General features: G+C 49.5%; 21 protein-coding genes and 1 pseudogene. 13 read left to right on the top strand and 9 right to left on the bottom strand.

The window, feature by feature from the left end:
- Positions 1-37: 37 nt before the first annotated feature.
- Entirely contained in the window at positions 38-2,932 is a 2,895-nt protein-coding gene (alaS, locus tag KCG54_RS04470; RefSeq protein ID WP_254324784.1) for an alanine--tRNA ligase, read from the top strand.
- Positions 2,933-3,044: 112 nt separating this feature from the next.
- Here the strand turns inward: alaS and KCG54_RS04465 are convergent, their stop codons facing one another.
- The 3 genes from KCG54_RS04465 to KCG54_RS04455 form a co-directional block, all read right to left on the bottom strand.
- Positions 3,045-3,902 carry a YgfZ/GcvT domain-containing protein gene (locus tag KCG54_RS04465; RefSeq protein WP_254324783.1) on the bottom strand — a complete coding sequence of 286 codons (858 nt, stop codon included), beginning with the start codon at positions 3,900-3,902 and terminating at the stop codon, positions 3,045-3,047.
- A 122-nt stretch (positions 3,903-4,024) separates the two neighbouring features.
- Positions 4,025-4,588, bottom strand: coding sequence for a peptidylprolyl isomerase (locus KCG54_RS04460; protein WP_101755181.1), 564 nt, complete (start codon positions 4,586-4,588; stop codon positions 4,025-4,027).
- 199 nt (positions 4,589-4,787) lie between these two features.
- Positions 4,788-7,046, bottom strand: a complete 2,259-nt coding sequence (locus KCG54_RS04455; RefSeq protein WP_254324782.1) for a TonB-dependent receptor — start codon at positions 7,044-7,046, stop codon at positions 4,788-4,790.
- 234 nt (positions 7,047-7,280) lie between these two features.
- Here KCG54_RS04455 and KCG54_RS04450 point away from each other — a divergent pair, with 234 nt between their 5' ends.
- The 12 genes and pseudogenes from KCG54_RS04450 to KCG54_RS04395 all read left to right on the top strand — a co-directional run bounded on the left by KCG54_RS04450 (position 7,281) and on the right by KCG54_RS04395 (position 18,118).
- Positions 7,281-9,047: an ABC transporter ATP-binding protein/permease gene (locus tag KCG54_RS04450; protein ID WP_254324781.1), complete on the top strand. Its 1,767-nt coding sequence runs from the start codon at positions 7,281-7,283 to the stop codon at positions 9,045-9,047.
- 146 nt (positions 9,048-9,193) lie between these two features.
- Positions 9,194-9,919, top strand: a complete 726-nt coding sequence (locus KCG54_RS04445; RefSeq protein WP_254324780.1) for a glycosyltransferase family 2 protein — start codon at positions 9,194-9,196, stop codon at positions 9,917-9,919.
- 4 nt (positions 9,920-9,923) lie between these two features.
- Positions 9,924-10,853, top strand: a complete 930-nt coding sequence (locus KCG54_RS04440; protein WP_254324779.1) for a glycosyl transferase family 2 — start codon at positions 9,924-9,926, stop codon at positions 10,851-10,853.
- A 26-nt stretch (positions 10,854-10,879) separates the two neighbouring features.
- Positions 10,880-11,317: an acyl-CoA thioesterase gene (locus KCG54_RS04435; RefSeq protein ID WP_004519960.1), complete on the top strand. Its 438-nt coding sequence runs from the start codon at positions 10,880-10,882 to the stop codon at positions 11,315-11,317.
- A gap of 103 nt (positions 11,318-11,420) precedes the next feature.
- Positions 11,421-12,800 carry an MATE family efflux transporter gene (locus KCG54_RS04430; RefSeq protein ID WP_254324778.1) on the top strand — a complete coding sequence of 460 codons (1,380 nt, stop codon included), beginning with the start codon at positions 11,421-11,423 and terminating at the stop codon, positions 12,798-12,800.
- A gap of 63 nt (positions 12,801-12,863) precedes the next feature.
- Complete coding sequence (locus KCG54_RS04425; RefSeq protein ID WP_254324777.1) at positions 12,864-13,637, top strand: LEM-3-like GIY-YIG domain-containing protein; 774 nt, start codon at positions 12,864-12,866, stop codon at positions 13,635-13,637.
- 46 nt (positions 13,638-13,683) lie between these two features.
- The gene (murB, locus tag KCG54_RS04420; RefSeq protein ID WP_254324776.1) at positions 13,684-14,724 is read left to right on the top strand and encodes a UDP-N-acetylmuramate dehydrogenase; all 1,041 of its coding nucleotides are present in this window, start codon (positions 13,684-13,686) and stop codon (positions 14,722-14,724) included.
- An 18-nt stretch (positions 14,725-14,742) separates the two neighbouring features.
- Entirely contained in the window at positions 14,743-15,384 is a 642-nt protein-coding gene (locus tag KCG54_RS04415) for a TetR/AcrR family transcriptional regulator (protein ID WP_004519965.1), read from the top strand.
- An 89-nt stretch (positions 15,385-15,473) separates the two neighbouring features.
- Positions 15,474-16,247 carry an SDR family NAD(P)-dependent oxidoreductase gene (locus KCG54_RS04410; protein ID WP_254324775.1) on the top strand — a complete coding sequence of 258 codons (774 nt, stop codon included), beginning with the start codon at positions 15,474-15,476 and terminating at the stop codon, positions 16,245-16,247.
- Positions 16,248-16,297: 50 nt separating this feature from the next.
- Positions 16,298-16,870, top strand: a complete 573-nt coding sequence (locus KCG54_RS04405) for a ubiquinone biosynthesis accessory factor UbiJ (RefSeq protein ID WP_101755172.1) — start codon at positions 16,298-16,300, stop codon at positions 16,868-16,870.
- A 26-nt stretch (positions 16,871-16,896) separates the two neighbouring features.
- Positions 16,897-17,786, top strand: a pseudogene (locus tag KCG54_RS04400) (NAD(+) kinase).
- A gap of 26 nt (positions 17,787-17,812) precedes the next feature.
- Positions 17,813-18,118 (top strand): hypothetical protein, encoded by a 306-nt coding sequence (locus KCG54_RS04395; protein WP_049332487.1) that lies wholly within the window; start codon positions 17,813-17,815, stop codon positions 18,116-18,118.
- A 98-nt stretch (positions 18,119-18,216) separates the two neighbouring features.
- Here the strand turns inward: KCG54_RS04395 and KCG54_RS04390 are convergent, their stop codons facing one another.
- The 6 genes from KCG54_RS04390 to KCG54_RS04365 form a co-directional block, all read right to left on the bottom strand.
- Positions 18,217-19,350: an AAA family ATPase gene (locus KCG54_RS04390; RefSeq protein ID WP_254324774.1), complete on the bottom strand. Its 1,134-nt coding sequence runs from the start codon at positions 19,348-19,350 to the stop codon at positions 18,217-18,219.
- 32 nt (positions 19,351-19,382) lie between these two features.
- Entirely contained in the window at positions 19,383-20,186 is an 804-nt protein-coding gene (locus KCG54_RS04385; RefSeq protein ID WP_254324773.1) for an RNA ligase family protein, read from the bottom strand.
- Positions 20,187-20,245: 59 nt separating this feature from the next.
- Positions 20,246-21,547: a hemolysin family protein gene (locus tag KCG54_RS04380; RefSeq protein ID WP_254324772.1), complete on the bottom strand. Its 1,302-nt coding sequence runs from the start codon at positions 21,545-21,547 to the stop codon at positions 20,246-20,248.
- Positions 21,548-21,729: 182 nt separating this feature from the next.
- Complete coding sequence (locus KCG54_RS04375) at positions 21,730-22,155, bottom strand: low molecular weight protein tyrosine phosphatase family protein (RefSeq protein WP_231550755.1); 426 nt, start codon at positions 22,153-22,155, stop codon at positions 21,730-21,732.
- A complete protein-coding gene (locus tag KCG54_RS04370; protein ID WP_003679777.1) occupies positions 22,127-22,342 on the bottom strand; it encodes a hypothetical protein in 216 nt (71 codons plus the stop codon). Before KCG54_RS04370 ends, KCG54_RS04375 begins: the two co-directional genes overlap by 29 nt.
- 187 nt (positions 22,343-22,529) lie before the next feature.
- Complete coding sequence (locus KCG54_RS04365) at positions 22,530-23,837, bottom strand: replication-associated recombination protein A (RefSeq protein ID WP_254324771.1); 1,308 nt, start codon at positions 23,835-23,837, stop codon at positions 22,530-22,532.
- Positions 23,838-24,041 lie beyond the last annotated feature (204 nt).

Here is a 24,041-nt window from a genome sequence, read left to right as displayed (position 1 = left end):
CCGTCTGAAATCCTTGTAAAAAATTTATCGAGACATTATGAAAACCACCGAACTACGCCAAAAATTCCTGAAATTTTTCGAATCTAAAGGCCACACCATCGTCCGCTCTTCCTCGCTCGTGCCACACGACGACCCGACCCTGCTGTTTACCAACGCCGGTATGAACCAATTTAAAGACGTATTCCTCGGCTTTGACAAACGCCCCTACAACCGCGCCACTACCGCGCAAAAATGCGTACGCGCAGGCGGCAAACACAACGACTTGGAAAACGTCGGCTACACCGCCCGCCATCACACTTTCTTTGAAATGATGGGCAACTTCTCCTTCGGCGACTACTTCAAACGCGACGCCATCCACTTCGCTTGGGAATTCCTGACTTCCCCGGAATGGTTGAACATCCCTAAAGACAAACTCTTGGCAACCGTTTACGCAGAAGACGACGAAGCCTACAACATCTGGTTGAACGAAATCGGCATGCCTGCCGAGCGCATCGTCCGCATCGGTGATAACAAAGGCGCGAAATACGCATCCGACAACTTCTGGCAAATGGGCGATACCGGCCCTTGCGGCCCTTGCTCCGAAATTTTCTACGACCACGGCGAAGAAATCTGGGGCGGCATTCCGGGCAGCCCTGAAGAAGACGGCGACCGCTGGATCGAAATTTGGAACTGCGTATTCATGCAGTTCAACCGCGACGAACAAGGCAATATGAATCCGCTGCCTAAACCATCCGTCGATACCGGCATGGGCTTGGAGCGTATGGCCGCCGTCATGCAGCATGTCCACAGCAACTACGAAATCGACTTGTTCCAAGACCTGCTCAAAGCCGTTGCCCGCGAAACCGGCGCGCCTTTCAGCATGGAAGAACCAAGTCTGAAAGTCATCGCCGACCACATCCGCTCCTGCTCGTTCCTGATTGCAGACGGCGTATTGCCTTCCAACGAAGGCCGCGGCTACGTATTGCGCCGCATTATCCGCCGCGCTGTGCGTCATGGCTACAAACTGGGTCAGAAACAGGCGTTTTTCTACAAACTCGTGCCCGACTTGGTGAAAGCAATGGGAGACGCCTATCCCGAGTTGAAAGAAAAACAGACGCAGATTATGGAAGCCCTGCGCGCGGAAGAAAGCCGATTTGGTGAAACGTTGGAAAAAGGCATGGGTTTGTTCAACCAAGTGTTAAACGGCATGAAATTCCTGAAACTGGAAAGCCTACTGCCGCAAGATGGTGCGGGCAAACCACTGGCATTGAAAACCGCAGAGGGTGTGGAATTCACCGCCGCCTCCCGTGCCGCTTCGGGCAAAAAGCAAATCGTTATCCGTCCCCAAGTGCCAGGTAGCCTGAACGAAGGCATGTATATCGATTTGCAGGCTGCTTTGGAAACCGCCCATATTCCCGACGCGGAAAAACCGTTTGCCGAAACCTTGAATGCCTATTTGATGGACAACATTGCCAACAGCAAACTCGTTATCGGTGGCGAACATATCTTCAAACTCTACGACACCTACGGCTTCCCCTACGACCTGACCGCTGACATGGCGCGTGAATTAGGTATCGATTTGGACGAAGCAGGCTTCAACCGCGAAATGGAAGCCCAACGCGCACGCGCACGCGCCGCACAAAGCTTCAAAGCCAACGCCCAACTTCCTTACGAAGGTCAAGACACCGAGTTTAAAGGTTATAGCGAACGCCAAACCGAATCCAAAGTCCTCGCCCTCTACAAAGACGGCGAGCAAGTCAACGAATTGAACGAAGGCGATGAAGGTGCCATCGTTATCGACTTTACCCCGTTCTATGCAGAATCCGGCGGTCAAGTCGGCGACGTCGGCTATATCTTCGCAGGCGAAAACCGCTTTGAAGTACTCGATACCCAAAAAATCAAAGCGGCCGTATTCGGCCAATTCGGCGTACAAACTTCAGGCCGTCTGAAAGTCGGCGACAGCGTTACCGCCAAAGTGGATGACGAAATCCGCAATGCCAATATGCGCAACCACAGCGCGACCCACTTGATGCACAAAGCTCTGCGCGATGTATTGGGCGAGCACGTTGAACAAAAAGGCTCTTTGGTTACCGCCGAATCCACCCGTTTCGATATTTCCCATCCTCAAGCGGTAACTGCCGAAGAAATCGCCGAAGTAGAACGCCGCGTCAACGAAGCCATTTTGGCCAACGTTGCCGTCAACGCCGCCATTATGAGCATGGAAGATGCCCAAAAAACCGGCGCCATGATGCTCTTCGGTGAAAAATACGGCGACGAAGTCCGCGTACTGCAAATGGGCGGTTTCTCTACCGAATTGTGCGGCGGTACACACGTTTCACGCACCGGCGACATCGGCCTCTTCAAAATCATCAGCGAAGGCGGTATTGCCGCAGGCGTGCGCCGTATCGAAGCCATCACCGGCCTGAACGCACTCAAATGGGCGCAAGAACAAGAGCGTTTGGTTAAAGACATTATTGCCGAAACCAAAGCCCAAACCGAAAAAGACGTACTGGCGAAAATCCAAGCAGGCGCAGCACACGCCAAAGCATTGGAAAAAGAATTGGCACGCGCCAAAGCTGAACTCGCTGTCCATGCGGGCGCCAAACTCTTGGACGATGCAAAAGACTTGGGAACAGCCAAACTCGTTGCCGCCCAAATCGAAGCTGATGCCGCAGCCCTGCGCGAAATCGTGACCGACTTGACCGGCAAATCAGAACAAGCCATCGTATTGCTCGCCGCAGTCAACGACGGCAAAGTTTCCCTATGCGCAGGTGTATCCAAACCGTTGACTGGCAAAGTCAAAGCAGGCGATCTGGTTAAATTTGCAGCCGAACAAGTCGGCGGCAAAGGCGGCGGCCGTCCTGACTTGGCGCAAGCAGGCGGCACAGATGCCGACAAATTGCCTGAAACATTGGCAAGCATCGAAAATTGGGTAAGTGAGAAACTCGCTTAATTGTTGATTTAATGCTGTAATCAAAAGGCCGTCTGAATTTCAGACGGCCTTTCTTTTTTCATTTCAAGCTGATTGATGCTTAAATTTAAGCTTTTTGTTCAATCATCTAACATCAATCTTTCTCAACCGTAAAAAACAGTTCTTCCTGTTTCAAAGCATTACCGTCTGCATCGGTTAATGCTGCTTCTGCCGCGGAAAACTTGATAACAGCGAGACTTAGGCTGCCTTGTTCAGTCAGTGCTGTGTTGAGGATGACGCCTGCTTCTTCCTCGCCGACTTTGACGGCAATACCGGCGGCTTCTAAAGAATCGCCGCTTAATACGGCCAGACCGCGTTTGACTTGGCCTCGGTATTGGGCGCGGGCGATGATTTCTTGGCCGGGGTAGCAGCCTTTACGGAAATGGACTGCGCCGATGATGTGTTGGTTCAGCATTTGGGCAACAGCCGCTTCTTTGGTTGCGGCGCAAATCCACGGATAGCCGCTGCGGATTTCGTGCAGGTTCCACGCGTTTTCTGCTCCTGCTTGATATTCGGCTGCGTTTTCGGCTGCTGAAATTTTCAGACGGCCTGTGTGCGGCAAGGCAATTTCTACGGTGTTTTCTTGAATTTGGGCTGGGAAAGACAGTTGCGGTTCGGCAGCAGGATGAGGTTCTGCATTGTCTGCCAACTCGCCGCTGACTGCTAAATCAGGCATCAGCTCGAAGACGACTTTTGCACGCAAGACAAACATTCTCAAGCGTTTGACGATGGCTTCGGCCAAATCTTGCGCCATGACCAACAGTAAATCTTCTCCGCGATTGACGACCAACATATTCGCCAACACACGGCCTTTAGGCGTATTGTATGTGGCGTAACATGCCTGACCGGAAGCTAAATTACTAATATCATTGGATAATTGACCATGAAGAAATGAAGCTCTGTCTTCACCGCTGACACGGACAACGCCGAAAAAAGGCAGGCGGGTTTGCATAATCGACTCCTTAAATGGTAGATGCTGAATTATCGCCCAAATTGCTGCTTATTATCAAATAAATAAATTCAGGCCGTCTGAATGTTTCAGACGGCCTGTTGTTCGGGTTCAAACAATCAAAATTATTTGATGCTGACTTTGCGGATAATCACGGCTTCGGTTGGAACGTCTTGGTGGAAGCCGCGTGTCGCCGTTTTCACTTTGCTGATTTTGCGGACGACGTCCATGCCGGAAGTGACTTTACCGAAAACGGCATAGCCGTAGCCTTGAGGGGTTTTGCTTTTGAAATTTAAAAAGTCATTGTCGGCTGTGTTGATAAAGAACTGACTGGTTGCTGAATTCGGATCGCCGGTGCGTGCCATGGCGATGGTGCCGACATTATTTTTCAAGCCGTTGTATGCTTCGTTGGTGATGGCTTTATCGGTGGATTTTTGTACCATATTCTCGGTAAATCCGCCGCCTTGAATCATAAAATTGTCGATAACGCGGTGGAAAATCGTGTTGTCGTAAAAACCTTTTTTGGCATAATTGACAAAGTTTGCCACGGTTTTCGGCGCTTTGACTTCATCCAGCTCCAGTTGGATGTTGCCCATATTGGTTTCAATCACGGCATGGGTAACTGCTTGCGCTTGCACGGAAAGTGAGAGTGCGAGGGCGCACAGGGTCAGTTTGATGGATTTTTTCATATGTCTTCTCGAATAATGTATTGTGAAAATGGAATATTAACCTTGTTTCGCGTGAAATCCATAAAAAACATGTAAGATTTTTCAAGCAAAAAACATAAGGCAATCAAATCAGGCCGTCTGAAAAGGGATAAAAGCCAAATTCTTGCTTTTTATCATTTCCTTTCAGACGGCCTGCTATTACGGTCAAACCGGAATCAGATTAGAAATCCAATTCCGCTTTCAGCCAATAAGTGCGCGGCATACCGACGACGGCGAAGCTACGGTCGTATTGGCCGCGCTGTACCTGCCAGTAGTTTTTGTTGAACAGATTTTCTACCGAGCTGCTGACGGTCAAAGTATTTTTGCCAAGCTTGGTTTTGTAGCGCGCGCCTACGTCAACCAAGGTGTAGGACGGGAAGGCGTATTGTTTTTGTGTGTCTTGGTAAGACTTGCCGAAATACGAAACGTTGCCGTTCAAGGTCAAGCCTTTGGCAAACGGGGTATCCCACTCAACACCTGCTTTGGCAATCACGCGCGGATTGGCGACTTGTACGCCGTTAACCAGCATATCGCGTGAATTTGGGTAGTCTTTCACGGTCGATTGCAGATACATCAAGCCCAAAGACGGACGCAAAGTATTGTTGAGCAAGTTCGCGTAGGTGTTGAACTCAATACCGCGGCTGCGTTCCATGCCTTGCTCGTCTCCGGCTGCGCCTCCTTGGGCTTTATACGCGGCAAAGTCTGTTTTGCTGGTGGTAGAACCACGCCAGTAGCCCGGACGTTTAATTTGGAACGCGTTCAACGTGGTCACGAAATTGCCCCAGTTTTTACGCACGCCCACTTCAAACTGACGGCTGACACGCGGTTTGGACATGGTGGTATTGCCGTCATCGTCGGTTTTGATATCCGCAGGCTCCAAGTCTTCCATATAGTTGCCGTAAACGACCAAGTCAGGTTGTGGTACCCATGCAGCCATCAGCATCGGACTGAAGCGTTTGGAATCCCCGCTTTTACCTTCTTTTTTATCGGTATATTCAACCGCTTGGAAACGACCGCCCAAAGTCAGACGGTATTTGTTGTCGGCAAAGCCCAGTGTGTCGGACAAGGCCAAGCTGTTGACTTTGATATTGGCATCCAAGTTTGCTGAGCCTTCCCAGCCTGTCGCGTAATTAGGAACAAAAGAAGCCAGTTGATTTTCAATATTGCCGTTTGCATCAACCTCAACGCGGCTTTTACCTGCAGCCAAACCACGGACAGTCGCACGCTGACGAATGATACGGTCAAAAGCAGTACTCCAGTTATGCGTTACCGGGCCGGTTTCAAATTCGCCGCGCGCGGATAAATTCATACTCAAAGTACGGAAATATTGGTCGGTCAGACGCGCCATGCCGGTGTGGTATTGGTCGGCACTTGAGCAGGTTGCAGTCTGGCTGCTTGCACCATTTTTACCGCATATAGTCGGAGAAATCAGCGTGCCGTAATAGCGCGCTTTGTTGTAACCGATGCCGCCGGTAATTTGTGCATTTTCAAACGCATCCCATTCAAAGGTCAGCATATTGGTTTGGCCGACGGTATTTTGCCAGTTCCAACTTGGTAGCAAATTCAGTTTACCATCAGGCGCATCAAACAAACGACCATCAGCGTTTTGAATATCCTGCATACGCGCACGGCCGCCGTTGGTTTTACGTTTGGCGTAGATAGAGTCGAGCGCTACGCGCAGTTTTTCGCCGCGGTAGTCGGCATTCAAGGCAAATTCTTTGTTGTCCTCGCTGTAACCGTGGCGCGGGGTATCGCCGTGGCGCAGTTTGCCGTTGGCGCGCACGCCGAATTCTTTGTTTTCGCCAAAGCGTTGGCCCAAGTCGAACGTACCTTGGGCGCGGTTGTTGCTGAACCAGCCCAAACCGATTTTACGGTTGCCTTCGTCCGCGGCTTTTTTGGTTTCGATGTTGACGGAACCGGATACCGCGCCTTCAGGGTCCATGCCGTTTACGGCGGTGGACGCGCCTTTAATCAGTTGTGCGGAGCCGACTTGCACGCTGGCTGTGCCTTGCGTGCCGTACATGCCTGCCAAACCGTTGACGCTGAATTGGCGCGCATCAAGTTGGTAACCGCGGAAATACAGGCCGGTCAAGGTGTTGCTTTCGCCGCCAAACTGCCAAGTCGAAGCGTCTTTTTTCGCTACGGCATCTACCAAAGTACGCGCTTCGGTGTTGTTGAGGGCTTTTTCGTCGTAATTGACTACGGTAATCGGGGCGGTAAAGGCATTGGCTTTACCCAATACGCCCAAGTTCACACGGTCGCGCATATCGCCGTCGCTGGCAATAGAATAAGAGCGCGCGGCCTTCACGCGTTTGGCGTCGGCGTGGACTTTGACTTCCTGCACTTCCGCATATGCTTCGGGAGCAGAAGTGGCTTCATCGGCGGCGTAGGCAAATGCGCTTGCAACCACAAGCGGCATCAGGGCTAATTTGCTGTTCATAAAATACCTTCTGATTTGAAATATTAATAATTCTTAATATCGGGTAAAAAAATTACAAAGTAATTTAGTTTTACGATTATATTTGATAAGATTTTCGCTTTCCACAAAAACAAATAAGAACTGTTTGTAAATACAAAAATACAACAGTTCAGAAAACTATTATTACAGTTACCATAGTCAAATAAATTTGCCGTCCTTTCAGACGGCCTTTACTTCCTTTCAGAGAACACCCCCATGCAAAAATGGCAAACCGAGCTTTATTCCACGCCGTCTTGGCTGTTGCAGACCTTATTGATGGTCGCTGCAGCCTCGGCGGTCATTCTGTTTTTTGCACGCAACACACGCTTCGAGCGCGAGTTTAGCTATATCCTGCGCCTTTGCTTGACACCGAAAAGTGCAGTTAAAGTATTGCTGCTGATTACGGCGATGATTACGCTGCTGTTAACCGAAGTGCGGCTGAATGTGTTGAGCACCTTTATGTCCAAAGGGCTTTACGACTCGATGCAGGATTTGAACGCCTCCGCGTTTTGGATGTTTGCAGCGATGAACGCGGGTGTGGTGTTGATACGGGCGTTTAACAACGTCGTTAACGACTTTCTCGATCAGGGTTTGGCAATTAAATGGTCGGAGCGGCTTAATGAAGTTTTGACTTCACGCTGGCTTGCCGACAAAAACTACTACCGCCTGCAAATGCGCCGCCATGCGCCGGACAACATCGACCAGCGTATCCAACAGGACGCGCAGGATTTCATCACCTCAACCATAGAATTTGTGCGCGGCATGGTCAATTCGGTCGTTACCTCGCTGGAATTTGCCGTTGTTTTGTGGGGCTTGGCGGGTATCCTGACCGTGTTCGGCTTCGACATTCCGCACGGCATCGTTTGGTTTGTCTATATGTTTGTGATTTTGGCGACCTTTATCGCCATGTGGATAGGCAACCCGTTGATTCATTACAACTATGAAAACGAAAAGCTCAACGGCGACTACCGTTACTCCCTCATCCGCGTGCGCGACCACGCCGAAAGCGTGGCGTTTTACAGCGGTGAAAAACACGAACACGACCAGCTTTCCGACCGTTTTAAAGCCATTATCCGCAACCGTTGGCGCATTGCGCGGCAAAGCGTCTGCCTGAGCGGCTTTAACGATATGTTCACCAACGGCATCAAACTCTTCCCCATTATTTTACAAGCCCCGCGCCTGTTTGCCGGACAAATCAAAATCGGCGACATCCAGCAGACTGTCCAAGCCTTCGCACGACTGCAAAACGCGCTGTCTTTCTTTCGGATGTTCTACAACAAATTCACTGCCTACCGCGCCCGACTGGAGCGTCTGTACGGCTTTTTGCTGAGCACGGAAGAAAAACACACCGCGCGGCAACCCGACCTTACCGAAGTTTCAGACGGCCTGATCTTGGAAAACGTTGCCCTATACCGTCACAACGGCGAAGTTTTATTAGACGGTATCAATATCAACCTCAAAAGCGGCAATTCTCTACTGATACGCGGCCCAAGCGGTTGCGGCAAAACTTCGTTGCTGCGCGCACTGGCAGGGCTTTGGCCTTTCGGCAGCAGCGGTAAAGTCAGCCATCCGCCGCTTCAAGACATCCTATTCCTGCCGCAACGCCCGTACACGGCACAAGGCAGCCTACGCGATGCGATTTGTTACCCTAACATCGACAAACAACATCCGGAACTAATCGAAGCTATGAACACCTGCCGATTAGGTTATCTCGTTGATAAATTGGATAAACCCGACGACTGGCAGCACAAACTCTCCCCAGGCGAACTGCAACGCGTCGCCTTCGTCCGCGCCCTGCTCTCGCAGCCCAAAGTCATCCTGCTCGACGAAGCCACCGCCGCCTTGGACGAACCGACCGAAGCCATGCTCTACCGCGCCTTAAAGCAAAAACTGCCCGACAGCATCATCATCAGCATCGGCCACCGCAGCACGCTCAACGAATTCCATGATTTATGCCTCGATGTCGGTCATGTACAATGCTGAATTAATGGCATAGCAAAGGCCGTCTGAAACAGTGAAAAACGAAATCAAACGATTTTGTCCTCGCCGTTTCAGACGGCCTTTTCAAACGCTATGGCATGTTTATTTGCTATACTCTGCATTGTGTTAACGTCGTCTAAAAAATATTTATGAAAACCCTGGCCCTTATTCCACATTACAACCACCCGACCACCATCAGCCACGTTGCCCAAACCATGCGTGGCTTTGGTTTAAACGTTTTAATTGTGGACGACGGTTCACGCGAAGAATGCGAACCTGTATTGCAGGCTTTGGTTTCAGACGGCATTGATGTCCTTTACCGCCCCATCAACGGCGGCAAAGGCGCAGCGGTCAAAACCGGTTTGGAATACGCTGAAGAACATGGCTATACTCACGTTTTGCAGGTTGATGCAGACGGCCAGCATTGCTTGAGCGACACTCCCAAACTCCTCGCCGCAGCAGAACAAAATCCCGAAGCCGTTGTTTGCGGCTGGCCGCAATACGGCGATGATGCGCCCAAAGCACGGCTTTACGGACGCAAAATTACCGACTTTTGGAATATGCTGCACACTTGGTCATGCGACATCAAAGACGGCATGTGCGGCTTCCGCCTCTATCCGCTTGCACCCGCGCTATCCGTCGTCCGCGAAGAAATCGTAGGCGACCGCATGGACTTCGATACGGAAATCCTTATCCGCCTCTACTGGCGCGACGTCAAACCGGTTTGGATTAAAACGCCCGTCCAATACGCCGCCGACGGCGTGTCCCATTTCGATGCCTTTGCCGACAATGTCCGCATCAGCAAAATGCACACACGGCTGTTTTTCGGCATGTTGAAACACCGATTGGGTAAAGTTTTCGGAAAGGCCGTCTGAAACCATGACCGACAATAAACAAACCCATTGGGCGGCGCAGCCCGAACGCGGCAGCCGCCTGTTTCTCGCTCTGACCACACTGATGGTGCGCTATCTACCGGCTTTTTTCATGAGGCCGTGCATTTGGTTTGTGGTGCTGTATTTTTATGCAACCGCGCCCAAACCGCGCCGTCATGTCTTACGCTATCAAACCCGTCTTCAGACGGCCTTTCCCCATACCGTCCTGCCGAAACACAGCGTATTCAAACAATTCATCGCATTTGGCGAAGCGGTTTGCGACCGTTTTGCCGTGTGGCAACGCAAAATCCGTTATGAAGATTTGGTGATTGAAGATCCGGACGATATCTATTCGCAAGTCAAGCGCAACGAACGCGGCCAGATTTTTGCCTGTTCGCACTTGGGCAATACCGAAGTTTGCCGTGCGCTGGTGTCGCACCATAAAAATTTCAGACTCAATGTATTGGTGCACAGCAAACACGCGCAGGCATTTAACGAGGCATTGCAAAAAGCCGGCGCAGATCATATCCGTCTGATTCAGGTAACAGATTTGGACACTACCCTGATGATGGAATTGAACCACCGTATCGAAGACGGCGAATGGATTGCCATCGCGGCCGACCGTGTGCCTGTACGCGGCGAGAAAACCGCCGATATTAATTTCTTAGGCCACACCGCCTCTATGCCGCAAGGCGCATGGCTATTGGCTTCGCTTTTGAAAACGCAGGTAAACACGCTGTTTTGTGTCAAACAAAACGGCCGCTATCATTTGAAACTGCGCCGCTTTACCGATACTTCCAGCTGGAAACGCGGCAACCGTGAGGCTGCCGTCAAAGACGCAATGCAGGGTTTTGCCGACATTTTGGCGCAAGAATGTGCGCAAAATCCGCTACAATGGTTCAATTTTTATGATTTTTGGGGCGAAGACGCCGTCTGAAACCATCACACTCACTCTTTTAAACTATGAAAAAACACATCTACTGCCAACACAGCTTTGAAACCGAAGTTCCTTTTTTTGACGTAGATGCCATGCACATCGTGTGGCACGGCAACTATGTCAAATACCTTGAAACCGCACGTTGTGCTTTTTTGTCTTCCATCGGTTACGACTACAACGAGATGGGACGGCAGGGGTACAGCTGGCCGATTGTGCAGATGAACCTCAAATACATCCGCCCTGCCCGTTTCGGCCAAAAAATCCGCGTTGATATGGACATAGTAGAAATCGAAAGCTGCCTGCGTATCGATTACACCATTTACGATGCAGAAACCAATGAAAAACTGACCCGCGCTTCGACTACCCAAGCCGCGGTGTCGCTTTCAGACGGCCTGATGCAGTTTCAAACGCCGGACAGCTGGTTGGAAGCAGTAAAAAGACATCCGACATTTAAGGCCGTCTGAAAAATTTAGCGATTAAACAACATATTGCCTGCTGATCAGCATTACCCTTTATAATTTTACGTTTCTGTTTCAGACGGCCTTTATCCTCAATCCACACACACTTATGCTACTGAACCTCAACCGCTTTGCCTTTCCTGTTTTCTTAAAAGAAACCCGCCTGCTTACCGCCCTCGCCCTGCCTATGCTGTTGGCGCAAGTGGCGCAAGTGGGTATTGGTTTTGTCGACACGGTAATGGCCGGTGGCGCAGGTAAGGAAGATTTGGCCGCGGTAGCTTTGGGCAGCAGCGCGTTTTCCACGATTTACATTACCTTTATGGGCGTGATGGCGGCGTTGAACCCGATGATTGCCCAGTTGTACGGCGCAGGTAAAACCGAAGAAGTCGGCAAAACAGGAATGCAGGGCATTTGGTTTGGCTTGTGTTTGGGCGTATTCGGCATGCTGTTGATGTGGACGATGATTACGCCGTTCCGTCATTGGCTGACATTGAACGATTATGTCGAAAACACGATGGCGCAATATATGTTCTTTACCAGCTTGGCAATGCCGGCCGCCATGATACACCGCGCCCTGCACGCCTATGCCTCAAGCTTGAACCGTCCGCGCGTGATTATGTTGGTCAGCTTTGCGGCATTTGTGTTGAATGTGCCGCTGAACTATGTGTTCGTTTACGGCAAATTCGGTATGCCTGCTTTGGGCGGCGCAGGTTGCGGCGTGGCAACGGCGGCGGTATTTTGGTTCAGCGCATTGGCTTTGTGGCTTTATATTGCCAAAGAAAAATTCTTCCGTCCGTTTGGCTTGACGGCAAAAATCGGCAAACCCGATTTGGCGGCTTTCAAACAGATTTGGAAAATCGGCGCACCTATCGGCTTGTCTTATTTTCTAGAAGCCAGCGCGTTTTCATTTATCGTCTTTTTGGTGGCGCCATTCGGCGAGGATTATGTCGCCGCGCAACAAGTCGTCATCAGTCTGTCGGGCATTTTGTATATGGTTCCACAAAGCGTCGGCTCTGCAAGCACGGTACGCGTAGGCTTTTCGCTCGGGCGACGCGAATTTTTGCGGGCGCGTTATATTTCAGGCGTTTCGCTGGTGTTGGGCTGGGTACTTGCCACCTGTACCGCGCTGCTCTTGGTCATCTTTCGCTTTCAGTTGGCCGGTATGTACACCAACGATGCGGCCGTATTAGGCATTGCCGCAACCGTTTTATTTTTCGCCTCCCTATTCCAACTGGCAGACGCCACCCAATGTATCGCTTCATATGCGCTGCGCGGCTATAAAGTGACCAAAATGCCGATGTTCATCCATGCCGTGGCTTTTTGGGGTTGCGGCCTGTTGCCCGGCTACCTGCTTGCCTATCATGCTGATATGGGCATTTACGGCTTCTGGACCGCGCTGACCGCTTCACTGACGATTGCCGCCATCGCCTTGGTGTGGTGCTTGGAATTGTGCAGCAGGGAGATGGTCAGATCGCATAAGGCCGTCTGAAATTTCTTTCAGACGACCTCCATTGATATTTCATTTACGGCTTATTCACTTTTAAGGAAAAAAATGTTTTCAACCTCTATTATAGAAAAACTTGCTTACTATGTTTATTGCTTGATTGACCCTAGAGACGGCAATATTTTCTATATAGGTAAAGGTGTGGGCAATCGCGTTTTCCATCATGCCCTAGGTTCATTACAAGAAACAGAAACGCCAAGTGATAAAATTGCCTTGATTAGGGAAATACATCAAAGTGGAAACCAACCCGTGTATTACATTCTGCGGCACAACATCCAAACAGACAAACAGGCTTTTGAATATGAAGCGATGGCAATAGACCTACTCTCCTTAGTCAAACCGAGCCAGCAGCCGCTAACTAATATTCAAGGCGGCACGCATTCTTCTGAAGTAGGATTGATGAGCTTGTCCGAATTAAAACGAAAATATGATGCACAAGAATTGAAAACTGATAAACCCATTGTTTTAATTACGATTAATAACGAATACGAGAAACTGAAAAAAGACATTAGATCTGGGAATATTCCTGAAGCCAATAGGGATAAGGAAATTTACGAACGCACACGGAAATATTGGAAAATCGGAAGCCGACGTGAAAAAGCAAAATATGCAGTTGCAGTCTATCGCGGCTGGACATTGGCAGTGTATGAAATCGAAAGATGGATTTCTGCCGACGATATTATTCAAGGCCGTTGGATGTTTGAAGGCAAGCCGTTACCAGAAGGCTCCGACATTTATGAAGAAATCGTGAATAAGCTGACCTATTCTTCCCAAGAAAATTATAAAGCGCCCCAAAACCCCATTACCTATCGTAATTGTTAAATAGTAAGTTTTCAGATGACCTGAATCCACAAAATCACAAATCATCATGCAACCCATCCAATACCAAACCGACCTTACCCCTTACAACACTTTCGGCCTGAAAGCCCAAGCCAAAGCATTTGTTGCACTCAAACATGCCGACGAGTTGCGCGACATCGTCCGGCTGCCCGAGTTCAACCGAGATACTGTTTTATGGCTCGGCGGCGGCAGCAATATCCTTTTGATGGAAGACTATGCCGGTCTGGTTGTGCATATGGAAAACAAGGGAATACGCGAAATTGAGCGTTCAGACAGCCTGGTTTATATCGAAGCGCAAGCCGGGGAAATTTGGCATGATTTTGTTTTGCATACGGTTGAACTGGGTTTAAGCGGGCTGGAAAACCTGAGCCTGATTCCGGGCACGGTCGGCGCGTCTCCGGTACAAAATATCGGTGCATACGGCGTTGAAGTCAAAGATGTTATCCATAGCGTACGCTGCTTTGATTTGGATACGGAAACCTTTGTCGAGCTTTCCAATGCCGACTGTGACTTTGCCTATCGTGAAAGCCTGTTCAAACAGGGAGGCAAAGGCCGTTATGTGATTGTTTCGGTTGTATTCGCGTTAAAAGAGCATTTTGTGCCGAACTTGGGCTATGGCGATTTGGCGGCAGCGGTTGCCGAACTGAGCCAAGGCCGAGAAGCAACAGCCAAAGATGTTTCCGATGCAGTGTGTGCAATTCGCAACAGTAAACTGCCTAATCCTAACGTACTTGGTAATGTCGGAAGTTTCTTTAAAAACCCTGTTGTCAGCGCTGAAAAAGCGGCCGATTTGTTGCAACAATACCCCAATATGCCACGCTATCCGCAGCCTGACGGTTTGGTCAAACTCGCGGCCGGCTGGCTGATTGACCAATGCCGTCTAAAAGGCCATCAGATCGGCGGTGCGGCCGTGCATGACAGACAGGCTTTGGTTTTGGTGAATAAAAACAATGCGTCCGCTCAAGATGTCCACCAGCTGGCACAATATGTTTGTAATACAGTATTTACTCAATTTCAGGTAGAATTACACGCAGAACCCAACTGGCTGCCGACTTCATACAGCCTATAAAACAAAGGAGTGTATCCCATGCCGCGCATTGCTAAAGTCAACACTTACACACGAATCATCAATGCCAGCCTCGCCTTGTTCAACGAAGAAGGCGAGCGCAATATTAGCACCAACCATATTGCCGCCCACTTGGGCATCAGCCCGGGCAACCTCTACTACCATTTCCGCAACAAAGACGAAATCATCGTCCAATTGTTCAAACGTTACAGCGAAGCCCTGCTTGTCTACCTTAACGAAGCCGTGTTGCCGTCTAATGTTGAAGACTCCATCAACTACATGGCCGGTATTTATGATGTGATGTGGGAATACCGTTTCCTTTTCAGCGATGTGAACACCCTGCTTGCCCGCAGTGCCGAATTATTGGGCGAACACAATACCTTTACCCAAGCCAAAGTTTCCCCGCTGTTGGTCAACCTGCTGACCCAGCTCAACGGCCTGAACATCATCAGCGCAGACCAAACCGCCATGAACGACCTTGCCGTCAATATGTGGATGGTGACGAAATACTGGTTCGACTTCGACAGCTCCCTGCGCGGCCGCGCCAAGTTGACCGAAGATTCAAAAGTACGGGGCATCAGCCGCACACTCAGCCTGTTACGCCCTTACCTCCTGCCGGAACACCGTGCTGAATTTGACCAAAAAATCGGCAGCAACCATTAATTTTTCCATACAAAGGCCGTCTGAAAACGTGGCTTTAACCAAGTTAAAGCTATTTTCAGACGGCCTGTTAATTTTCGGATGCTTTATTTATGCACCTTCCCGATATTTCCATTCTCGGCTTAGGCTATCTCGGCCTGCCGCTGGCGCAAAAATGTTATGAACAAGGCAGTCAGGTAGCCGCCATCAAACGCACCCTGACTTCCGACGACATCAATCTGCCGATTGAACTCGACATCATCGATTTGAATCAAGACGATATTTTTCACAGTTCGGCATTGTGGCAAAACCATATCAACAAGCCGACATGGTTTTGCCTGCTTCCGCCTTCGTCATTAAACCATTACGCCGATACCCTGAAAAAATGGATTCAACTTGCCGAGCAATCTAAGGTACAACACATCATCTTTACCAGCAGCACCAGCATGTATGGCGACCAAGCACGCATATGCGATGAAACCACGCCGCCCGATCCGCAAACCGAATCTGCCCGTCAAATCCTCGCAGTTGAACAAGCCTTGCTTGAAAGCGCCGTCCCCCATATCGACATACTGCGACTGGGCGGGCTTTATTCTGCCGACCGTCATCCCGTTACCAAGCTGGTTCAAAAAACACGCATTCAAGGCGGCAATCAACCCGTTAATATTCTTCATAAGGATCTTGCCGTCCAAGTCCTTTTTCAGACGGCCGGCCAAGCTGACGGCAAGCGTATCCGCAATATTGTCGAACCCCGCCACCCAAGCCGGGCTGAATTTTATACTGCCGAAGCAGCCAAACTCGGCCTACCGGCTCCTGATTTCATCGTTGATGACAAAAGCAACGGCAAAATTGTAAATACCGTTTGCGCAGACGGGCTAAGCCTGTAAAATTGCGACTCAACCCATTAATCCGTTTCAGACGGCATTTAGAGTAAACCATGTCCGCCCTATTTCCCCTTATCAACCACCTGATACAGCAAAATCCAGAGCAACAGCGCGAGCTGTCTGAATTTGCAGGCAGCATCATCTGCATCAGCCTGACCGGTTTCAGACTGACCGGACGCATCAGCGAACAAGGTTTTCTTGAAACCGCACACGAAACCGCCGACACCAACATCACGTTCCACAACAGCGCCATCCAAAAAATCCTCCAAGGCGGCCAGCCTGGCGTGGGCGACATCAGCCTCGAAGGCGACTTGGTATTGGGCATGTCCGTCCTTCCTATTTTGGGTGGACTGCGCTATTATCCGAGCGAAGATTTGGCGCGTGTATTCGGTCATGTGGCCGCAGAAAGCATCAGCTCGCGCGCCGGCGACATCGGCCGCACCATGAAAAAAATCGGCAAAAGCATTGCCGAGCAAATCAGCGACTTTTCACGCGAACCCGAATCCCCTGTTATCGACCAAGCCACGCTTGCCGCATGGCTGGAAGAAGTGGACAAATTGCGTGACGACGTTGCCCGCCTAAACGAACGCCTCGACCGCCTCGAGCGCGATATCTGGATAGATTAAATACTTAATTTCAGACGGCCACTATCATGAAAAGCCCATTTAAAAACATCGGTATCGTTACGCGTCCCAATACGCCCGAAATTCAAGATACCGTCCACACATTGGTTTCTTTTCTGCGCGAAAACGGCTTCACCATCTATCTGGATGAATTGAGCGTAGAAGAACACTGTGTCTATATCCAAGATTCCGCCTACTGCGAAACCGTAAACAAAGCCCAGCTGGGCAAATACTGCGATCTTGTCGTTGTACTCGGCGGCGACGGCACCTTCCTCTCCGCCGCCCGCGAAGTCGCCCCGCGCGCCGTCCCCATCATCGGCATCAATCAAGGCCACTTGGGCTTTCTTACCCAAATCTCACGCGACACCATGGTTGAGGGCATCCGCCCCGTACTGGAAGGCAAATATCTGCCTGAAGAGCGCATCCTCATTGAAGCCAGCATCATTCGTGACGGCGAAACCATCGAACGCGCCCTCGCCCTCAACGACACCGTACTGTCTCGTGGCGGTGCAGGCCAAATGATTGAATTTGAAGTCTTTATCAATCAAGAATTTGTCTATACCCAACGTTCGGACGGCCTGATTATTTCCACACCGACAGGTTCAACCGCCTACGCGCTTGCCGCCGGCGGTCCCATCATGCAGGCCGGCCTGCACGCCTTCACACTCGTGCCCATCTGCCCGCAATCCATGACCAACCGCCCGATTGCCATCTCCGACACCAGCGTGATCGAAATCCTCATCACCAAAAGCGGCGACGCACGCGCACATTTTGACGGACAATCCCATATCGACGTGCAAAACTTCGACCGCATCATCATCCGCCGCTATCACAACCCTTGCGCGTCCTCCATCCCACCGATTACCAATACTTCAAAACCCTGCGCCAAAAGCTGCATTGGGGCGAACAATTGATTTAAACACCACTTCAATAAATAGGCTTACCATGAAAACCATTTCCCAAACCTTAATCATCGCGCTGTGTGCCCTTTCCTCCCTATCCGTCTCCGCACACGGCATGCACAAAAGCAAACCCTTGTCCTTTGAAGAATTGCCGAAAATCTGCCAGCAATACTTTACCCGAGCGGATGCGTGTTACCAAAAAGCAGGCGATAAAGCATCATTCCAACGCGACAACACAAAATACCTGCGCCAAATCCTGCCCGCCGCCGACGTAGGCCAACGTGAACGCATGTGCCAAATTGCCATGGATACATTCGCCGAAAAAACAAAAAACTTGAGCTGCGAATAAAGGTCTCAGTCTTAGCTCTAGCAATTTCTGATTCCATAAAAAGGCCGTCTTAAACATTGGATTGTTTCAGACGGCCTAATTACAAGATTCTTACCTTCTTAAGAAGAGACCACAAAATCCACTGTATGCGCTTCACTGTAATCAGGGATTTCCAGCTTTTCTATCATGCGGTGCAACACATCATTCGGCACAGAATGTTCGCGGTTACGGTTTTGCGATAGTAATTGCGTGTAAGGCACTTCTAAATAAATGAGATGCACGCGTGCGCCGTAATCGGCAAACATCGGCAGCCATTTGCTGCGCAGGTCGCGGTTAAGATTGGTCGCATTGAAGACAAATGACGTACGGGCTCGCAGGTATTCTTTTGCCTGCTCTTTACCCAAACGCACTGCTTCGGCGGTATGTTTGGAATCTGCGGGATTAAGTTTGCGTTCACGGCGAATCTCATCCAGCGACAGCATAGGTAAATGAGCAAGATATTGCCTGATGTAACTGTCTTTACCGCTACCTGCTATGGCACACATGGCATACACGTCAAAGGTCTGATCATCAAATGGCTGATAATCCGGCATTTCGCTACGGCCGTTAAGATAGAGATAGCGTCCGTAGTCACTGGCAAAAGTACGTGCCTTGCCCCAACAAGCATTTTCTTCACAGAGTTCACGAAACAAATCAATGCGCAGCAAAATATCCTGTTGATCGCAACATATACGACCCAGTACATCAGCTTTAGCAAGCATGGCAAGATGTGCAGTATTGACCTGCAAACTGGCCGCTATGACGGCTCGCTCAGGATTAGGCTTGTTAATCGCCCATAAGGGCAATCCGTGCAAGCGCACGAGTTTGGCGATTGCTTCTCTTACAGCAAACGGAGCGGCAAGTTCGGTATACAGTAAAGTACGGGCGGTATGCTCGCCTTTTTTTGCGTGATGCGGCGAAACGATACGCTCTTTGCCGTTTTCTATTTCACACTTGGTCGTACTGCGTTTTTCCACATCATGCAGCATGGCGGCAGCAAACAAAATATGCTGCTCCTGTTCATCAAGCGCTTGAAACTCGGGCAGTTTCAAAAGGGCTTCGCACACCATTTTGGTATGCGTAAATACATCGCCTTCGGCATGCCACTCAGGGTCCTGGGGAACGTCCTTCATATCGGCAAACCAGCTGAAACGACGTTCTAATGCTTGCCAATCAGGAAGGTGACCGGGTATGTAATATGGGAATGTCCACATAATCGTCTTTCTTATTATTGGATCATTGGACTTCAGGCCGTCTGAAACTGCCAGCTTTGCCAATGGTATTTGTCGTAATCAATAAGACGGGCAGGCTTCCAGGTTTTTGTCCAATGAACGTCGGTTTTAACGTGTTTGGCTCGTACCAATTTGAAAAGATTGTCGAATTCATTGGATTGAACAGGCAGGTTGCCGTTGTTGGTGGCAAAATCAGTTGCATTACGGATAACGAAACCTTCACTGCATGCCGCTCCTGTTTTCGGATCGTAGCCGCCAAGCTTGCCGGCAGTTTGTACGCTGTCTGTCCACGGCTCTCCCAAATTAGCGGCAAGCCATTGCGCTAAAGCAATATCTTCATTGGCGTATTTTTGAGTGAAATCTGCAAGAGGCTGGACAATGGGTATTTCTGGCACAGTCGGAAAATCAAACAGCTGCGCATAAAATTTAACCTCTTCCCATGAAAGCCAATGTCCGCCACGGCGGACTGCAAACAGGTAAAAATAGCTTTCCAGTTGCGAATAGGCAATCGAATGAATGCCATACATATTCTCGCCAAAAAGTTCGAGATCGCCTAAATCATCTTTGATTTGCTGCCATCGTTGCAGCAAAGGTTTATCCCACGGATGCTGGGTAGGTGCAGCATGACTACGAGCATAGAGGCCGTGCGCAGCAAAGCAGTTGTTTTGCCCATCTAATTTTTCGGTTAAAACCAATTTCGGCAGTGAGGCAAAATATGAAAGAAAGCCGCGCGGCATAAAGCGGTCGTCAGAGGTGGTACCGAGGCTGATGGGCGCGTGCAGGCTACGGGCGTATTTTTGAGGTTCGGTTGTCGTCATAATATTTTTTCCTTTTTATTTATTTTTTAATTTTCTTTTCAAGTGTTCCCAGCTACTTGTTACATTTTCCCCATCATATTTCCTTGTTTGGAAACCAAAAGTTGGTCAATTTTCAAATTTTCAGTATCGATGATTTCAAATTTATAACCGGCATAAACTAGAAAATCTGTACGTTTCGGGATTTTGCGCAGGGAATACATCATAAAGCCGGCGATGGTTTCGTAGTTTTCCGAATTGGGAAACTCTTCAATATCCAGCGCACGCATGACATCGGTAAGCGGCGTGGCACCGTCCACCAACCATGTGTCTTCGGTGCGGCGGATGATTTGCGGCTCTTCTTCGGTATTGACCAGCTCGCCCATCACAATGCTCATCACATCTTTCAACGTTACCACGCCGACCACGAGCGCGTATTCGTTCACCACTACGGCAAAGTCTTCGCCGGAAGTTTTGAAGGTCTCCAATACATCATAAAGCGACAACGTATCGGGGATAAACAAGGCTTTGCGCAACACGCGCTTGTCGGTCAGGCGGACGTCTTTTTCTTTTAAAAACAAGGTCAGCAGCGTATGCGATTCGATATAGCCGATGACGCGTTCTAAATCGCCGTCACATACAAGGAATTTATTGTGCGGTTTGTCCGACATCATTTCCAACACGGTATCGCTGTCGTCGTGTTTATCGAAATAGGCGATATATTCGCGCGTGCTCATGGTGGAAGTGACCGTGCGCTCCTGCATATCGAAAATGTTTTCAATCAGATAGTGTTCTTGTTCTTTCAATACACCAGCCTGCGCGCCGGCATCAACGACGGCATAAATATCTTCCGAGGTAAGCTGCTCCTGACGGACGGTTGAGATTTTGAAGAGTTTGAATATTGCGTTTGCCAATCCGTCAAAAACCCAGACAAGGGGCTTTAAGATAAAAATCAAAAACATCATTGGACGGACAATGCGTACCGCCACCGCTTCGGGATGGGTCATTGCCATACGCTTGGGCATCAGGTCAGCAATTAAAATAAAGCTGCCTGTAACCAGCGAGAATGTCAGCAAAGAGGCAACTGTGCTGCCCCAACTACCTGCGTTCTCCAATAGTTTGCCAAAATACGGACGTATTGCTGCCTCGCCGACAATACCGGCAAGAATGGCGACGGCGTTCAAACCGATTTGGACAACGGTAATAAAACTGCCCGGCTGCTGCTGCATATTGATGACGTCAAGCGCACGCGTATCGCCGCCGTCTTTCGCCATGACCTGCAATTTGATTTTGCGTGCCGAAGCAAGCGCGAGTTCGGAACAGGATACAAACGCGCTAATAACAATCAGCAGGCACAATAATAGTAAGGCTTCAAAAATATTCATGAAAATGTGTGTGTATGGTATAGGTTAAAAATATTCAAACAGCAAAGGCCGTCTGAAAAATTCAATTTGATCTTAGATTTGCGTTTTATTTGTCAGCGATGCGTGAAGTAAATGATGTTTTGGAATAAATTTTACTTAGAAGTAAGTCATATTTTTTTCAGATAATCTTGAGGAAAACCTCATTATCTAGACAGATAAGGCACGACACTTTCCTTCAATATTTCTATCAACTCTTCATCCATGTATCTGTAATCATCAGGAATATCTAAAACAATCATTTCCTTATATTGCAAAGCACGGGGAAACTGTGCCAGCAGACGGCTCTTATGTTTTTGTTCCATTACGAAAATCTTATCCGCCCATGCAATATCATCTATGGAAACAGTATGCCGCGCATTGGGGCTGGTCCCTGCAGAACGTGCCTGTACATTTGGATAACGTCGAAATACGGTTTCAGCGGTAGGACTGCGCCATTGGTTACGACTACAAATAAAAAGTGCATTCATAAAAATTAAAAAAGGCGGAAAGTATCCGCCTTGTGAAAACCATCTCGATTGAATCGAAAATGTATCTTTTGAGTTAATCAAACCATTCAGCATCAAATTCATGCTGTCTGAACGGATAAATAAAACCCAGTTTTTGTGCACGTTTGATTTTATTGCTGCGGAGATATATCAAATCCCACTTTTTTTCAGGTTTATATTTCAAAGGATTTTTGCCATGTACACGATGACTGGGGCGTTGCTCTTGATGTCGTCGCCATGCACGGCTACGACTTTGATCTAAATTGTCCATTATCTGCTTTCTAATTTTGTTTCGGAAATCGGGTTCAGCAGCCGCGATTTTTTATGTATTCGATTATTCGACAAGAAAATAGGATGACAAAATTATAGCGAAATTAAAGATATAATGCCAATATTAAACCATCTATTAGGCTCAAAATAACCAAAGGCCGTCTGAAACTTGAGACACATTTATTGTTTTAATCATCCAACGCTTCTTCATCCAAGGATTTCAACCATTTCAGCTTTTCGCCGATTTTGATTTCCAATCCGCGTGGAACGGGTTGGTAGAAGTCCGGTTCGTCCAAGCCGTCGGGCATATAGCTTTCGCCGGCGGCGTAGGCATTGGGCTCGTCATGGGCATAGCGGTATTCACGTCCGTAGCCTAATTCTTTCATCAACTTGGTCGGCGCATTGCGCAGATGAACAGGCACTTCGTCGCTGGCATTTTCTTTGACAAAACGGCGCATTTGGTTGTATGCCTTGTAGCCTGCGTTAGATTTGGCAGCTGCGGCAAGATACAACACGGCTTGCGCCAGTGCGAGTTCCCCTTCTGGCGAGCCTAAGCGCTCATAAATCACTGCGGCATCATTGGCAATCGTTAAGGCACGCGGGTCGGCAAGCCCAATGTCCTCCCACGCCATGCGCACGATGCGGCGGGCGAGGTAGCGCGGGTCAGTACCGCCGTCGAGCATACGGCAGAACCAATACAGCGCGGCATTCGGATGTGAACCGCGCACGGATTTGTGCAGGGCGGAGATTTGGTTGTAGAAACTCTCGCCGCCTTTGTCGAAACGGCGGATTTGCGCGCCCAAGCTATCGGCGAGAAATTCGGCGGTCAAGGTTTTCAGACGACGTGTGTCGGCGGCGCGTAACAGTTGTTCCAACAGATTCAACAATCTGCGCGCATCACCGTCGGCGGTATTGACGAGCAGCTCCTGCGCATCGGCTTCAATCGTGAAATCTTGGTATTCGGGCAAAGCCAACACTTTGGCAATCAGCTTTTTGAGGTCGTCTGAAGATAAGGATTGCAAAACATACACCTGCGCGCGGCTCAACAGCGCGGGATTGACTTCAAACGACGGATTTTCCGTCGTCGCGCCGATAAAAGTCAGTAAACCGCTTTCGACATGCGGCAAAAACGCGTCCTGCTGCGCCTTGTTGAAGCGGTGGACTTCATCGACAAACAAAATCGTCGCTCGTCCCTGTTGCAAAGCGATTTCTGCCTTGTCGATTGCCTCGCGTATGTCTTTCACGCCAGAGAATACGGCGGAAACAGGCAGGAACTGGGCATTGAAACTCTGCGCCAAAATCCGCGCCAATGTCGTCTTGCCCACCCCCGGCGGCCCCCACAGCAACATAGAATGCGGCTTCCCGCCTTCCACCGCCACACGCAGCGGCTTACCTTCGCCGATTAAATGCTGCTGCCCGATGACGTCATCAAGCGTATGCGGGCGCAGGCGTTCGGCAAGCGGCGCATCGGGTTGTCGGGTAAAGAAGTCGGACATGGCAGTTTCCGTGAAAGAGGGGTTTCAGACGACGTGGATTATAGCAGGTCGTCTGAAAACGGACGGATGGCAAAGGGAACAATAAAGACAGGATACATCACAACCGTCATTCCCGCGCAGGCGGGAATCCGCTTGTGAATTTCAGTTAATTGATTTTTATGGCTTTACTTATTGTTAAAGATGGATTCCCGCCTGCGCGGGAAT

The sequence above is a fragment of the Neisseria subflava genome, assembly GCF_024205705.1.
In the GTDB taxonomy this organism is placed as follows: Bacteria; Pseudomonadota; Gammaproteobacteria; order Burkholderiales; family Neisseriaceae; genus Neisseria; species Neisseria subflava_D.
The sequence above is the reverse complement of the archived record's forward strand: the minus strand, read 5'-3'. Positions and strand labels throughout refer to the sequence as shown.

Excerpts from the sequence above, each read along its gene's own strand:
- KCG54_RS04375 (WP_231550755.1), bottom strand. The coding sequence starts at position 22,155 with ATGAATTTGATGCTGAATGGTTTGATTAACTCAAAAGATACATTTTCG.
- KCG54_RS04415 (WP_004519965.1), top strand. The coding sequence starts at position 14,743 with ATGCCGCGCATTGCTAAAGTCAACACTTACACACGAATCATCAATGCC.
- KCG54_RS04380 (WP_254324772.1), bottom strand. The coding sequence starts at position 21,547 with ATGAATATTTTTGAAGCCTTACTATTATTGTGCCTGCTGATTGTTATT.
- KCG54_RS04465 (WP_254324783.1), bottom strand. The coding sequence starts at position 3,902 with ATGCAAACCCGCCTGCCTTTTTTCGGCGTTGTCCGTGTCAGCGGTGAA.
- KCG54_RS04390 (WP_254324774.1), bottom strand. The coding sequence starts at position 19,350 with ATGTGGACATTCCCATATTACATACCCGGTCACCTTCCTGATTGGCAA.
- murB (WP_254324776.1), top strand. The coding sequence starts at position 13,684 with ATGCAACCCATCCAATACCAAACCGACCTTACCCCTTACAACACTTTC.
- KCG54_RS04425 (WP_254324777.1), top strand. The coding sequence starts at position 12,864 with ATGTTTTCAACCTCTATTATAGAAAAACTTGCTTACTATGTTTATTGC.
- KCG54_RS04435 (WP_004519960.1), top strand. The coding sequence starts at position 10,880 with ATGAAAAAACACATCTACTGCCAACACAGCTTTGAAACCGAAGTTCCT.
- KCG54_RS04370 (WP_003679777.1), bottom strand. The coding sequence starts at position 22,342 with ATGGACAATTTAGATCAAAGTCGTAGCCGTGCATGGCGACGACATCAA.
- KCG54_RS04365 (WP_254324771.1), bottom strand. The coding sequence starts at position 23,837 with ATGTCCGACTTCTTTACCCGACAACCCGATGCGCCGCTTGCCGAACGC.
- KCG54_RS04455 (WP_254324782.1), bottom strand. The coding sequence starts at position 7,046 with ATGAACAGCAAATTAGCCCTGATGCCGCTTGTGGTTGCAAGCGCATTT.
- KCG54_RS04430 (WP_254324778.1), top strand. The coding sequence starts at position 11,421 with ATGCTACTGAACCTCAACCGCTTTGCCTTTCCTGTTTTCTTAAAAGAA.
- KCG54_RS04395 (WP_049332487.1), top strand. The coding sequence starts at position 17,813 with ATGAAAACCATTTCCCAAACCTTAATCATCGCGCTGTGTGCCCTTTCC.
- KCG54_RS04405 (WP_101755172.1), top strand. The coding sequence starts at position 16,298 with ATGTCCGCCCTATTTCCCCTTATCAACCACCTGATACAGCAAAATCCA.
- KCG54_RS04385 (WP_254324773.1), bottom strand. The coding sequence starts at position 20,186 with ATGACGACAACCGAACCTCAAAAATACGCCCGTAGCCTGCACGCGCCC.
- KCG54_RS04410 (WP_254324775.1), top strand. The coding sequence starts at position 15,474 with ATGCACCTTCCCGATATTTCCATTCTCGGCTTAGGCTATCTCGGCCTG.
- KCG54_RS04450 (WP_254324781.1), top strand. The coding sequence starts at position 7,281 with ATGCAAAAATGGCAAACCGAGCTTTATTCCACGCCGTCTTGGCTGTTG.
- KCG54_RS04460 (WP_101755181.1), bottom strand. The coding sequence starts at position 4,588 with ATGAAAAAATCCATCAAACTGACCCTGTGCGCCCTCGCACTCTCACTT.
- alaS (WP_254324784.1), top strand. The coding sequence starts at position 38 with ATGAAAACCACCGAACTACGCCAAAAATTCCTGAAATTTTTCGAATCT.
- KCG54_RS04445 (WP_254324780.1), top strand. The coding sequence starts at position 9,194 with ATGAAAACCCTGGCCCTTATTCCACATTACAACCACCCGACCACCATC.
- KCG54_RS04440 (WP_254324779.1), top strand. The coding sequence starts at position 9,924 with ATGACCGACAATAAACAAACCCATTGGGCGGCGCAGCCCGAACGCGGC.